General features: G+C 47.5%; 13 protein-coding genes. 7 read left to right on the forward strand and 6 right to left on the reverse strand.

From position 1 onward, the window contains the following. Positions 1-9: 9 nt before the first annotated feature. On the forward strand, positions 10-759 hold the full coding sequence (nfsA, locus tag Y79_RS0109895) for an oxygen-insensitive NADPH nitroreductase (RefSeq protein ID WP_016937525.1): 750 nt from the start codon (positions 10-12) through the stop codon (positions 757-759). A 335-nt stretch (positions 760-1,094) separates the two neighbouring features. On the opposite strand, the gene Y79_RS0109900 is transcribed toward nfsA, so the two are convergent. The 4 genes from Y79_RS0109900 to Y79_RS0109915 all read right to left on the reverse strand — a co-directional run bounded on the left by Y79_RS0109900 (position 1,095) and on the right by Y79_RS0109915 (position 3,616). Continuing rightward, entirely contained in the window at positions 1,095-1,382 is a 288-nt protein-coding gene (locus Y79_RS0109900; protein WP_016937526.1) for a Dabb family protein, read from the reverse strand. Beyond that, the gene (locus Y79_RS0109905) at positions 1,369-1,785 is read right to left on the reverse strand and encodes a YybH family protein (RefSeq protein WP_016937527.1); all 417 of its coding nucleotides are present in this window, start codon (positions 1,783-1,785) and stop codon (positions 1,369-1,371) included. The genes Y79_RS0109900 and Y79_RS0109905 overlap by 14 nt, the downstream gene beginning before the upstream one ends. Positions 1,786-1,809: 24 nt before the next feature. Then, a complete protein-coding gene (locus Y79_RS0109910) occupies positions 1,810-2,610 on the reverse strand; it encodes an SDR family oxidoreductase (protein WP_016937528.1) in 801 nt (266 codons plus the stop codon). Positions 2,611-2,686: 76 nt separating this feature from the next. Beyond that, the gene (locus Y79_RS0109915; protein WP_016937529.1) at positions 2,687-3,616 is read right to left on the reverse strand and encodes a helix-turn-helix transcriptional regulator; all 930 of its coding nucleotides are present in this window, start codon (positions 3,614-3,616) and stop codon (positions 2,687-2,689) included. A 350-nt stretch (positions 3,617-3,966) separates the two neighbouring features. Here Y79_RS0109915 and Y79_RS0109920 point away from each other — a divergent pair, with 350 nt between their 5' ends. Then, positions 3,967-4,968: an LLM class flavin-dependent oxidoreductase gene (locus Y79_RS0109920; protein ID WP_016937530.1), complete on the forward strand. Its 1,002-nt coding sequence runs from the start codon at positions 3,967-3,969 to the stop codon at positions 4,966-4,968. Between the two features lie 41 nt (positions 4,969-5,009). On the opposite strand, the gene Y79_RS0109925 is transcribed toward Y79_RS0109920, so the two are convergent. Further along, a complete protein-coding gene (locus tag Y79_RS0109925; protein ID WP_016937531.1) occupies positions 5,010-7,421 on the reverse strand; it encodes a S8 family peptidase in 2,412 nt (803 codons plus the stop codon). A gap of 523 nt (positions 7,422-7,944) precedes the next feature. Here Y79_RS0109925 and Y79_RS0109930 point away from each other — a divergent pair. The 5 genes from Y79_RS0109930 (at position 7,945) to Y79_RS0109950 (ending at position 12,488) form a co-directional block, all read left to right on the forward strand. Continuing rightward, on the forward strand, positions 7,945-8,259 hold the full coding sequence (locus Y79_RS0109930) for a hypothetical protein (RefSeq protein ID WP_016937532.1): 315 nt from the start codon (positions 7,945-7,947) through the stop codon (positions 8,257-8,259). A gap of 23 nt (positions 8,260-8,282) precedes the next feature. Next, the gene (locus tag Y79_RS0109935) at positions 8,283-9,113 is read left to right on the forward strand and encodes a PRD domain-containing protein (RefSeq protein ID WP_016937533.1); all 831 of its coding nucleotides are present in this window, start codon (positions 8,283-8,285) and stop codon (positions 9,111-9,113) included. Between the two features lie 217 nt (positions 9,114-9,330). After that, entirely contained in the window at positions 9,331-10,713 is a 1,383-nt protein-coding gene (locus Y79_RS0109940) for a sucrose-specific PTS transporter subunit IIBC (RefSeq protein WP_016937534.1), read from the forward strand. Then, on the forward strand, positions 10,710-12,149 hold the full coding sequence (locus tag Y79_RS0109945) for a sucrose-6-phosphate hydrolase (protein WP_016937535.1): 1,440 nt from the start codon (positions 10,710-10,712) through the stop codon (positions 12,147-12,149). Before Y79_RS0109940 ends, Y79_RS0109945 begins: the two co-directional genes overlap by 4 nt. Positions 12,150-12,263: 114 nt before the next feature. Next, entirely contained in the window at positions 12,264-12,488 is a 225-nt protein-coding gene (locus Y79_RS0109950; protein WP_032864818.1) for a hypothetical protein, read from the forward strand. Positions 12,489-12,518: 30 nt separating this feature from the next. On the opposite strand, the gene Y79_RS0109955 is transcribed toward Y79_RS0109950, so the two are convergent. Next, positions 12,519-13,331: a bifunctional hydroxymethylpyrimidine kinase/phosphomethylpyrimidine kinase gene (locus Y79_RS0109955; protein ID WP_016937537.1), complete on the reverse strand. Its 813-nt coding sequence runs from the start codon at positions 13,329-13,331 to the stop codon at positions 12,519-12,521. Between the last annotated feature and the right edge of the window lie 47 nt (positions 13,332-13,378).

Consider the following 13,378-nt stretch of genomic DNA (forward strand, 5'->3'; position numbering starts at 1 on the left):
GGCTTTTATATGAACAATACCATCGAAACTATACTTAATCATCGGTCGATCCGATCATTTACTGACGAGCTGTTGACAGCAGAAGAGATAGATACATTAGTGAAAAGCGCCCAGGCGGCGTCAACATCCAGTTATGTGCAGGCTTACTCCATCATCGGCGTAACCGACCCGGAGAAAAAGCAAAAGCTGGCGGCGCTGGCCGGAAATCAGCCTTACGTCGAGAATAACGGGCACTTGTTTGTGTTTTGCGCTGATTTGTACCGTCATAAAAAACTTGCTGAAGAAAAAGGCGAAAACATTACTGAGCTTCTTGAGAATACGGAAATGTTTATGGTCAGCGTCATTGATGCCGCACTTGCCGCACAAAACGTAAGTGTTGCCGCAGAATCAATGGGCCTTGGCATTTGTTACATCGGAGGCATTCGGAATGAACTTGATCAGGTGACGGAAGTGCTCGGTACACCTGACCATGTGCTGCCGCTGTTCGGTCTGGTAGTCGGCCACCCGGCTCATCCGTCAGGTCAAAAGCCGCGTTTGCCGAAACAAGCCGTATATCATGAAAACACGTACGATACGAATGAAGAAAACTTCCGCAGTTATATGAAGGAATATGATGAAACCATCTCCGCTTATTATGATAAACGGACAAACGGCAAGCGGGTTGAAACATGGTCTGATCAAATTCTGCAGTTCATGAAACAAAAACCGAGAACGTATTTAAATCAATATGTAAAAGATAAAGGCTTTCAAAAAAATTAAGAAAAAACCTCTCCTGTCAGGAGAGGTTTTTTTCATGTTTCACGTGTAACATATTTCGACAAAATGGAACATCTGCGATTATGTACAGTTCCAAAATTTGATGAGTTGCCGTTCCGGGTTTTGAACTTTCGTCTTTTTGATACGTCTCGGAAGCATACTTTCAGGAACGGCATATTTCATAAATAATCGAGACTACATTCAATACACAACAGAGCTGCTCTGTTTGCCTTAGCACATCTTTGATCCGAAGTTCTAAAACAGAGAATAACATGAATACGGCTGATCTCTGTATATAAGTAAAGTTACTTAATTGGCAGTCATTCCTCATCGTCTTATTATAATTCATAGCAAACGGACGCCTGCGTCTCCAGAACCGTGCTAATAAACTTAGCGATGTCTTGATGAACCGGGTGTGTAAGGTACTCTTCCATATCCCCCAAGGAAGCAAACTTAGTGATCAGAATCAAATCATATCCTGAAGGGGCAGGGCGAATGTTAGCTTCAACCTGAACATCGAGAAGAACGTCTATTTTTCCCTTCATGCCCAGCAGAACGGTTTGAACTTGCTTGATATGCTCTGGGCTCATGTCCTTCAGCTTCAGCAGCACGTTATTTACTATCATTTTTATGTTCCTCCTGGTTTCTTACCTGGATTAGCGTTTCTGTTTGTTCGGGTCCTTTAGAAAGTTGGATCGCAAGCTGCTTAATCTTGTGGTTATGAATCTGAAAATAAAAATCCAAATAGAGAGGGTTCGGCAGGCTGGTTTTGTCAAAATCGCCGTCAACCTTAAAAACCGCCGTGATTTCCGCCTTATCCTGTCTATGCCTTTGTAGGTCAAGCGTTACGTTTGCATCAAAATGATGTTCGTCACTCCATTTTCTTATAGCGGATTTGCCTGCCCACACTTTACCTTCATCAAAAATCAAAGCATCCTCCGAAAAACAGTTGATATAGGCATCCGGATCGGGTTTATTGGAAGCGGCTATAAAATCTTGTATAACTTGCGGAAGAGCACTAGGCTCCATAAAATCAACTCCTATGTCATTTCGTTAAACGGTGCGGATGTTTCCGCCGTCAATAACATATTCACAACCCGTTACATAAGAGGCTCTGCTTGACGCAAGGAATGCGGCAAGCTCGGCAACCTCCTCAGGTTGAGCCGGACGGCCGAGGGGAATGCCGCCAAGCTCGTCCATTAACTGCTGACGGGCGGCTAGATAGTCGGTTCCGGCTTGTTTAGCCATTCTCTCAATTAACTGTTCAGCTGCTTCTGTTTCGGTAAACCCCGGTGCTAGTGCGTTGATTCTTATCCCCTCAGGACCGAATTGGGTCGCCAGGTTTTTACTGTAGTTAACTAGAGCAGCTTTGGCAGCCGAATAAGGCATGGTCATGTTGCCCGGCAGCTTTCGTTGTATAGATGATATATGGACAATCACTCCGCTTTGCTGCTTGACCATGTAAGGCAGAAATCCGCGATCGAGGCGGACGGAAGAAAACAGGTTTGCGTTAAACGCTGTTTGCCAATCCCCGTCTGTTAAAGCTAAAGCCCCTGCCGTGCTACTGGAGGAACCTCCGACATTATTAATCAAAATATCCAGACCGCCGAATTTATGAATTGTTTCCTTAATGATATGATCTGCGCCTTCCGGAAGGCAGACATCGGCCTGAATAAACCCTGCGCCTTCAGGCAATGCCTCGGGTAATGATCTTGCCGTAGCTATAACTTCAGCTCCTGCCGCATGCAGACGTTTGACGATGGCTCTGCCGATTCCACGTGTTCCGCCGGTCACTAGGACCCGTTTACCTGCAAATTCTTTGCTCATATTTAATAAGTACGGACTGTTTTCCATCGTTCTGCTGAATCCTCCTTCAAATGTTGAGTACAAGGCTAGTTTAATCAACAGAACCTGACAGCATCGTGTCCAGTTACCTCAAATATTTTTCGGCCATTCTGGCAGTGCGGTTTTTCATTTCAAGTCTGACAGATGCCGGCTCAATGACTTCCAGTAAATCTCCAAAGGAAAGTAGATAGTGATAAAGCCATTCACCGGGAGGAATCTCTGAAGTGACCCGGAAAGACCCGTCTTCCAGTTTTAAAATGTCCTCTTCTTTAAACTCATCCACGATTCGATAGGCTCCCGCTTGGTCTATTTTTAATACCAGAGGGATTCTCTGCGGTTTTTTAACCGATTCTTCTGCAGAAGAAGTCACGGAAGGCTCCGACCAGCCATGCTGAAGGTGAAGTCCCATCTCCTCTCCGTTTAAAAGTCGAACATTCGACATTCTGTTAATTTTAAAGGTTCTTAAAGCGTTTTTTTCGAAACTGAAGGCTTCAATGTACCACGCTCTATCTTTAAAAAGCAGTTTCATTGGCGCGGCTCTCCGGCTTTTTTGTTCTCCGGCAGCACTCAAATAGGTAAATGAAATCAATTTCTGCTCCAAGATTGCCTGTTTCAGAAGTACAAACAGCTCTTTTTGTTTTTGCCCGCTTCCCCATGAGGAAAAATCCACTTCAATCCAGTTGATGCTGTTTTTCCTGAAAAGGCTGCTCAATTTCTCAAAAATCGCATTGGAATCAGGGTATTGGGCAGCGGCTAAGCTTTGGAGAGCAAAAAGGATCTCATCCTGCTCCTTGTCGGTAAGCATAGATTTGTTCAGAACAAACCTGTCGGAAAGGGAAATGCCGCCCCCTTTCCCTTGTACGGTATAAATCGGAATTCCAGCTTGGCTTAAAGCCTCAACATCCCTATAGATCGTTCTGACAGACACCTCAAATCGCTCAGCCAGCTCTGGTGCCGTAACGGTTCCATTTTCCAATAAAATATAAATCACTTGAAATAATCTGCTGATTTGCATCCACTCACCTCTGGGTTTTTAGTATATCCATTAAAACTTGACAACAAGATGTCAGGTTAAGATAATTTCTTAAAATCTCCCTCTTTGTAAATGTTAACATGGCTGAAGTTCCGGGCCACTCGTCTACGGACACACAGCCAGCATGCCGATATCGCTTGTAATGGAAACAAAAGAAGCAATCAGGTGGTATTGCAGTATTCCTAGAGGTTAAAGATAAAGGCAGTCCGTTTGGCATTTGTGAGGTCGCGAGGAAGCTAAATCATCGTAATAACAAACCAAGATGACGAAGAAAGTCGCCAGACTTCATATGATCGGCTTAGCAGTGGTACGATGTTGAGGAGGTGACAGTGATGATTTCATTAAGTATATTAGACCAATCTCCTGTATCAGAAGGGAGTACTGCAGAGAGTGCGCTGCGGGATACAGTGAGGCTCGCGCAGGAGGCGGAGAAACTCGGATATAAGAGGTTTTGGGTGTCAGAGCATCATTTTTCAGAGCGGTTGGCGGGTTCAAGCCCTGAAGTGCTGATCAGTCATATTGCGGCGAAAACGAACAGAATCCGTGTAGGCTCGGGCGGTGTCATGCTTCCGCATTACAGCGCATATAAGGTGGCGGAGAATTTCCGCGTGCTTGAAGGTTTGACGCCGGGCAGAATCGATCTCGGATTGGGACGGGCGCCGGGCGGAATGCCGATCGCGTCATGGGCGCTGAATGACGGCAGGAAGCGGAATGCTGATCAATACCCGCAGCAGATTCGTGAGCTGGCGATGTATTTGCATGATGAAGCCGATGACAATCACCGTTTTCCGAATCTGACCGCATCACCCCTTATTAAGACGGCGCCGGAAGTCTGGCTTCTCGGTTCTTCGGGGGAAAGCGCGCTTCTGAGCGCAGAAACGGGAGCGGGCTATATGTTTGCCCATTTTATTAATGGAGAAGGCGGAGAAAGCACGACGGCACAATATAAGCGCCGATTTAAACCTTCTGTGTTAGGAAAAGAACCAAAAACGGCCGTGGCGGTATTTGTACTGTGCGCGGACACTGAAGAGAAAGCGGAGGAACTCGCGGCCGTCATGGATTATACGCTTCTTGCGGGTGAACAGGGGATTCCGATTCACGGCGTACCGTCTTACGAAACCGTCCGCGGCAATACGTATACACCGTATGAACAAAGACGAATTGCCGATAATCGGAATCGAATGATCATCGGAACAAAGCAGCAAGTGAAAGAACAGATTCTGGCTCTCAGTAAAGCATACGGAACGGAAGAAGTGATGGCTGTGACCATTACTCATCATTTTGAAGATAAACTTCAGTCGTACCGGCTGCTTCGCGAAGCCTTCGCCGATTGATCAGAAAGAAACCCTGCTGATGCTTCAGCAGGGTTGTTTGGTTATTCAATGATAAAAGGTTTTTCAGCCAGCACCTGGCTTGATTTCCCTTTGTTCGCGGCATAGGCCAGCATGTAATATTCTCCTGCCGGCAGTGCGGTGTCACCATTGACTCTGCCGTTCCAGTCGAAATATTGATAGCCTTTATCCTGCTTTTTGTAAATGCCGGCTTGGCCGACAAAGTCAAGATTGCTGTCATATACAAGGAAGGCAAGCTCTTCGGCTCCCGCCGGAAGATAGGTTTCAATTTGGTAGGTTCCCTGTGTTGTGCCGTCCTGCACGTCGATTGATGTCACCCGCGGGTAGTCCGGCTCTTTTACAATCAGCAGCGTCGGCACTTTTGCGACTGTTTTTCCGCCTTCACGCACTGTGACTGTTCCCTCATAGGTCCCTGCCTTTACTTTTTTGGCATTGACCTTTACCTTCGCATTGAACTTTCCGGTTTGATGAGCGGGGATCACGGCCCGGTCTGTGCCCGAAACGGTAATGCCCGTGCCGTTGAAAGAGTACTCGAGCTGATATGATTTTCTGATGGACGATTGGTTTTCAATCGTAAAGGTTTCTTTTTTCGTTTCGTTGCCTTTGTCTTTCATAAACGTTCCGTAAGAATAACTTCCCGGGGTGACAAGGGAGTCTGCTTTGATCGCCTTCATGATTCTGATGCTTCCGGCACCTTGCGCATTATGCGGGTATACATCACCGTCCGCGTCCGTTAAGGTTTCTGCCGTATTCATGAGAGCGGCTTTTATTTGTTCCGGACTCCATTTCGGTTTGGCCTGCTTGATGACGGCAGCTGCGCCGGCTACGTGCGGGGAGGCCATGCTCGTTCCCTGCTTCGATCCGTAGCCGTACGGGTTGGCCGGATCATGCGTCGGAATGGTGCTGACGATGTTTACGCCGGGAGCTGAGACATCCGGTTTAATCATCCATGTGTCCATAACAGGACCGCGAGACGAGAAGTCTGCCATTTGTTCAGTGAGCGATTTAGCCACCGATAAATGGAATGTCGCTTTTGTGCTGCCCGCTTTTAATTGGCTGACGAGCTGTTCGCCGTCTTCTGATGAAAGCTTAATGGTCGGCACGGACATGCCCGGTACGTTGGCTTCAATTTCTCCCGGGGCATTGTTATACACAACCATACCGATCGCGCCCGCTTTTTTGGCGTTGTCGGCTTTATCCACAAAGGCGATGCTGCCCCGTTTGACGACTGCGACTTTTCCTTTCAGATCTTTGCCTTCAAAATCCTTTTGCTCGCCGATACCCGCTTCTATGAGCTCTGTTTCTTTTTTATTCAGTGCTTTTATGTCATCTTCTTTGTTATAGCCCATCACTTTCGCTGAGGAATAAGAACCGAAGGAGACGGCGTATTCATTCAGCGGCAGCTGTGTCGCTCCGACGGAGATGGCTTCTCTGGACGTTCCCGGAGAGCCGACGGTCCAATTGTTCGGCCCGCTGTTTCCGTTTGATGTAACGGCCGTGACGCCTTCTGACATCGCCCAGTCAAGCGCCGTGCTTGTCGCCCAGTCCGGGTTATTCACAGAATTGCCGAGCGAGAGGTTCATGACATTCGCTCCGTCCTGTACGGCGCGTTCGATACCGGCAATGACGTTCTCAGTTGTTCCGCTTCCGCCGGGACCGAGCACACGATAGGCAAGGAGCGTTGCATCGGGCGCGACGCCTTTAATCGTTCCGTTTGCGGCTACTGTGCCCGCGACGTGAGTTCCGTGGTCAGTCGCCGCGCCTCTCGGATCACCGGACGGCGTTTCTTCAGGATCGTAATCGTTATCCACAAAATCATATCCTTTATATTGTCCGAAATTTTTCTTTAAGTCAGGGTGTTTATATTCGACGCCCGTATCGATAATGGCAACTTTGACGCCTTTACCCGTATAGCCGAGCTTCCACGCGTCATTTGCCCCGATATAAGGCGCACTGTCATCCATCTGCGGAGACACGGCATCCTTAGCAAGGGTGATGTCTTTATCTTTCAGCTGATCGGTATGATAGGTGACATTCGGATAAACCGCTTTGACATCCTGATCACTCAGCAGTTTCGGGATTTCATTGGCCGGGAGTTTCATGGAGAAACCGGAAAACACTTGCTCATATTCCCTGTTGATCTTTCCGTGTTTAATGGTTTTGAGCGCTTTGTTTTTTACTTTTGCGCGTTCGCTTTTCAGCTTGCTTTTTGATTGTGTTTTACCGAGTTCCTTTGCTTCCGCCAGTGACTTTTCCTTCAGCTCTACAATGACCGTCGTTTGTTTGCCGGTGGTCATATCAATGTCACCGAACACCTCAGCCTTCTCAAGATCAGGTGCCTGAGATTTTGAAGCCGGCGCCGCCTGTGAACTTGTGGATAAGGTAAAGGATAAGACAAAAGCCGGAAGAAGATAACGGATGATTCCTTTTTTCAATCGTGTTTCCCCCTTTTTCTTTATCTAAATTAGAAATCTAGTATATATTTCTCGAAAATTCAAAATATTCCTTGTGACATAGGACTCATTTCTGGAAATTGTCCTGTGAATAAGGAGGGAGTTATACACAGAATCCTGTGCATAACTGAATAAATTTGTGTATATATATTGTTGGGAACGAATGTTCCTATACAAAATATAGATCGTGTTTGTGGATATGTGGATATCACTTGTGTTTAAGCTGTGCTTAACCAAGGGATAAAGTGTGTATAACTTTTTTAATCGCTTCTCCATTTTTCAGGTCATTTCCATCAGCTTTCAACAAAACTTCTGAAAACTAGTTTGTTTTTTCACTCATATTGTGACAAACAATTCGCCCGGCCGCGTCTATCATAGAGTCATAGGGTTGCTAGACCCGCTAGTTTTTAGCGGAGAAGGATCGGCCGCCTTTTCCGTTAAAGCGGAGAGAAAACAGGCCTGCGAACAAGCTGTCTGTCAAAAAGAAGCGGAGGGATGATTTGCAATGAAACGTTTGCTGGTATCTTTACGGGTGTGGATGGTCTTTCTGATGAACTGGATGGCGCCGGGTAACGGAAGATATCAATTAGCCGCTGTGTATGGAAACCAAGCTGTCTATCATAAGAAAGCGAAACGGACGGCTGGGGCATTTTCGTTTGTGAGCCGAGTCCGATCGGCGGACTTGACCGATGAGACGAAATCGGCCTGCGGCAGGCTGGATAAAAACCGGTGGGTGCCGGTCCGCAAAGAATTGCCGAAACGGGAGCGCGCAGGTCCGGTGCCTTTACATCATATGAAAAAGAGGGTACAATCCCACTAAACATATGAACGGGAGCGAACCTCTTGAGAATAGACAAAGTATTAAATAACAATGCGGCGTTAATAAAAGAAGACGGACGGGAAAAGATCGTAATGGGTCCCGGAATCGCTTTTCAAAAGAGAAAAAATGATGTGATTCAAAAGCATAAAATTGAAAAAATATTTGTCGTGCACGACGAAAATGAAAAGTTCAAACAAGTGTTAGAAACGCTTCCCGAAGAGCATATAGAAGCGGCTGAGGATATCATCAGCCATGCGGAGGGAGAGCTTGCGGCGCCTTTGAGCGATCATATCCACATTGCGCTGGCGGACCATTTATCCTTTGCGATCGAAAGGATTCAAAACGGCTTTCAGGTGCATAACCGATTGCTTCATGAAATTAAGGCGCTCTATAAAAAAGAATATGAAATCGGCCGTTGGGCGGTCGAACACGTGAAACGAACCCTCGGTATATCATTGCCTGACGATGAGGCGGGGTATATCGCGCTTCATATCCACACTGCCAAGGCGGATGCCAAAAGCATGTATTCGGCGATGAAGCATACAACCATGATCAAAGAAATGATCGAAAAGATCGAATCCTTTTTTGAACAGAAGGTTGATGAAGACAGTATTTCCTATCAGCGCCTCGTCACGCACTTGCGGTATGCGGTCAGCCGGTTGGATTCAAATGAAGCTCTTCACTCCATGGACGAGGAGATGCTTTATTTCATCCAAAAAAAGTATCCGTTTGCTTATCGGTGTGCGCTTGAACTGGCGGCGTTTTTAAAAAATGAATATGATTTGGAACTGCCGGAATCCGAGGCCGGCTATATTACGCTGCATGTCCAGCGTCTTCAAAAAAACCCGGAATAACGTGTCTGTTTGGAGAAACAGACTTTTTTTTGAAAATATATTGACGAAAGCGCTGTCATGAAATAAAATGATAGCGCATTATAAAACTGAATCAGGCGGGATTGTGACTGGTTATGCAGGCAAGACCTAAAATTTGCGTACATGAAAAAGGGATCATGCTTACCTTTTTCGTTGGCGAATTTTAGGTCTTATTTGATTTCGGAAAGGGGGAAACGTAATGGATTATCAAAAAACGGCAAAACAGCTTATCAACCATATCGGAGGGGAATCAAACGTCATCAGCGCGACACATTGCGCGACGCGGCTCAGGCTTGTCATTCAGGATGAACAGAAGATCAGCCGGGCTGGCATTGAAGAAATAGAAGGCGTAAAAGGGGCTTTCAGCAGCTCGGGACAATATCAGATTATATTCGGCACCGGCCTCGTGAATAAAGTGTATGACGCTTTTTCAAAAGAAGCCGATTTGGGGCGGGAAGATCGCGAGACCCATCAGGACGCAGCGAAAAAAAAGCTGAACCCGGCCGCAAGATTGGCGAAAACACTGTCTAACATATTCGTTCCCATCATTCCGGCTATCGTGGCAAGCGGTCTTTTAATGGGACTGCTCGGCATGATGAAGGCCTTTCATTGGGTGTCTGAACAATCTCCGCTGTTTATTCTTCTCAACATGTTTTCAAGCGCGGCTTTTCTCTTTCTGCCTATATTCATCGGGTTCAGCGCTGCAAAGGAATTTGGCGGAAATCCCTATCTCGGGGCGGTGCTCGGCGGAATTATGATTCATCCGGCGCTTTTGAATCCGTGGGGGCTTGCGGATTCAGCGCCTGATTTTATGGAACTCTTCGGCTTCCACATTGCGCTTCTCGGCTACCAAGGAACGGTCATCCCCGTACTGTTAGCCGTTTATATTATGAGCAAGGTGGAAAAAGGCACGAGGAAAATTGTGCCTCACGCTTTAGATTTATTGGTCACGCCGTTTGTCACGGTGATGGTGACCGGATTTATCACCTTTATCGCAATCGGTCCGCTTGGCAGGGCGATTGGATCAGGCATTACCGTCTCGCTGATGTATGTGTATGATCATGCGGGCATTGTTGCAGGACTTCTTTTCGGAGGGGCTTACCCGCTTATTGTGCTTACCGGTGTGCATCACAGCTTTCATGCGATTGAGGCCGGCCTCATCGCTGATTTGGGCAGAAACTATATCCTTCCGATCTGGTCGATGGCGAATGTCGCCCAGGGCGCGGCGGGACTGGCTGTATTTTTCCTGACGAAAAAAGTGAAAATGAAAGAAATCGCTCTGCCTGCCGCATTTTCCGCTTTTCTCGGCGTAACCGAGCCCGTCATTTTCGGAGTGAACCTAAGATACCGCAAGCCGTTTATCGCGGGAATGATCGGCGGAGCGCTGGGAGGCGCCTATGTCGTGGTGACCGGTGTCGCTGCCAATGCCTACGGTCTGAGCGGAATTCCGATGATTGCCATCACGGCTCCGCTCGGTTTAGGAAATCTCATAAACTATCTGATCGGAATGGGCATCGCCTCTGTGACGGCGTTTATTGCCGCTTACATTATGGGAGCTAAAGAAAAGGAGGCCGCCAAATGAGTACACTGGATCAAGAGCTGCGCATGCAGGCTGAGGAAGCAAAGAAGAAGCGCCGAGAAACCGCTGCATCAGATCCATACCGCCAGAACTATCATATTATGCCGCCGGTCGGGCTTTTAAACGATCCGAACGGCGTGATCCAATGGCACGGCGAGTATCACTTGTTTTTTCAATGGCAGCCATTTCATACGGGGCATGGCGCGAAATTTTGGGCGCATGTGACGACGAAGGATTTTGTTGAGTGGAAAGAGGAAGAAATCGCGCTTGCGCCGGGCGAATGGTATGACAAGAACGGCTGTTATTCCGGAAGCGCCATTGAAAAAGACGGCCGGCTCTGCCTGTTGTACACAGGCAATGTCCGTGACGGAGAAGGCAATCGTGAAACATATCAATGCCTCGCCGTATCCGAAGACGGAAAAGTGTTTGAAAAAAAAGGAGTCGTTGCGCGTCTCCCGGAAGGCTATACCGCTCATTTCCGTGATCCGAAGGTTTGGAAGAAGGACGGGACGTATTACATGGTGCTCGGCGCGCAGACAGAAAATCTCACCGGAAGCGCTGTGCTGTTCACATCAGAGAACTTGACGGATTGGACGTTTCTCGGTGCGATTGCGGGGGCGGATTGCGGCGGTCTCGGGTCATTCGGCTATATGTGGGAATGTCCGGACTTGTTTTCTCTGGACGGAACCGACGTGCTGCTCGTATGTCCGCAGGGGCTTGAAGCTGACGGGATAAAATATCATAACAGCCATCAGGCGGGCTATTTCCTCGGCAGACTGGATACAGAGCAGCTTGAGTTTAAGCACGGTGAATTCACGGAGCTTGACAGGGGATTTGATTTTTACGCGGCGCAGACGCTGGAAGACGATAAGGGACGGAGGATTCTGTTCGCGTGGATGGGTGTCCCCGATCAGCAGGAGGACAAACATCCGACACATGCGTATCACTGGGTTCACTGCTTGACGATGCCGAGAGAGCTTTCACTGTCAAACGGCAGAATCATACAGCGTCCGCTTCAGGAAATGAAATTACGCCGCACGGATGAGAAAAAGCGCCGTCTTCAATTGAATCGATCGTCAGAAACCCTCCCGGTGAAAGAGGCGTCCCGGGCTGAAGTGCTGCTGGAAGACATGACTCATGAATCGGGTTTTGAAATCTCTATTCGGGGCGCGTCCCGGTTTATATTTCATCAGGAAGAGGGGCTTGCCGTGCTGGAGCGCACCGCTTTCAGCGGAGAAGAAAAAGAAATGAGAAGCTGCGCCATCAGTGAGGTGCGTTCCGTCCAGCTCTTTTTGGATGCATCCTCCATCGAATTGTTTTTAAATGACGGAGAAGAGGTATTCAGCGCCAGATATTTTCCTTTCCCGGGAAATGATGAGGTAATGGTTACATCGAGAGGAAGAATGGAAATAACCGCCTCTATTTGGACACTTTTGTAGAAAATCGTTCTTTTTTCTTATGTGAAACCTATGCCATCTGTGCTAATCTTCAACGAAAGACTACTATTTTCAGGAATAAAAGGAGTTGTTTTCTCAGTTTTGAATAATCAGAAGATGACGCCGAAATGTTTACTTATCAAAGCCGCAGAGCAAGTGGAAGATAAGCGGGAAGAATATAAAGAAGTATTGCTTCAGCTGAAACGCATGCTCAGGAGAGCCGAGCCGCACAACGAATGGAGTGATCGGCTGAGTCATACATATGAACAGATGAAGGAATATGCGCTGTTTGTGCAATCGATTGAGATGTTTTTACGTTCATCTGCGAAAAAAATGAAATAATCCCCCTCGGTGATGAGGGGGATATTTATTTTATTTTCCGCTAAGACGCATCGCCGAATGTTTAGTCGGACCGATGTATTGGTTCAGCGGGAAGGACTCTTTGATGGCAGCGGTGATAAATTCTTTTGCCGCGTAGATGGCTTCCTTCACTTCAGCGCCTTTGGCCAATTCTGCCGTAACGGCGGCGGAGAATGTGCATCCGGCTCCGTGCGTGTAAGGCGTATCAATCATTTCGCTTTCTAATACTTCCGCGGTTTCCCCGTCATACAGCACGTCGACCGCTTTTTCATGTTTCAGCTTTCCTCCGCCTGTAATTAATACATATTTCGCGCCGAGTTCGTGAATTTTCTTGGCCGCTTCTTTCATGTCTTCCACCGTTTTTAATTCATCCATGCCGCTCAGCTGGCTTGCTTCGAACAGGTTTGGCGTGATGACGGTTGCCAGCGGGGCCAATTGGGTGCGCAGCGCTTCGGCGTGCTCCGGATACAGCACTTCGTTCGCTCCTTTGCAGACCATGACCGGATCGATAACGACATTTTTCAGCTGTTTTTCTTTAATCGTTTTCGCCGCAAGCTCAATGATCTCCACGGTAGGAAGCATTCCCGTTTTCATGGCGTCTACGCCGATTCCGTCAACGATCGTCGCAAGCTGTGCGCGGATCGTGTCGGCATCAATCGGAAATACTTGATGATCCCAGCTGTTTTCCGGGTCCATCGCTACGATAACGGTCAAAGCCGTCATTCCGTATACGTTTTTTTCTTGAAATGTTTTTAAATCGGCCTGAATTCCCGCGCCGCCGCTGGAATCAGAACCGGCAATAGTAAGTGCTTTGTGCATTGACATATCAATGGCCTCCATCAGTGTTTTATACCTCATTATAGTTAGAATTT

It is taken from the genome of Bacillus siamensis KCTC 13613, from assembly GCF_000262045.1.
Lineage (GTDB): Bacteria > Bacillota > Bacilli > Bacillales > Bacillaceae > Bacillus > Bacillus siamensis.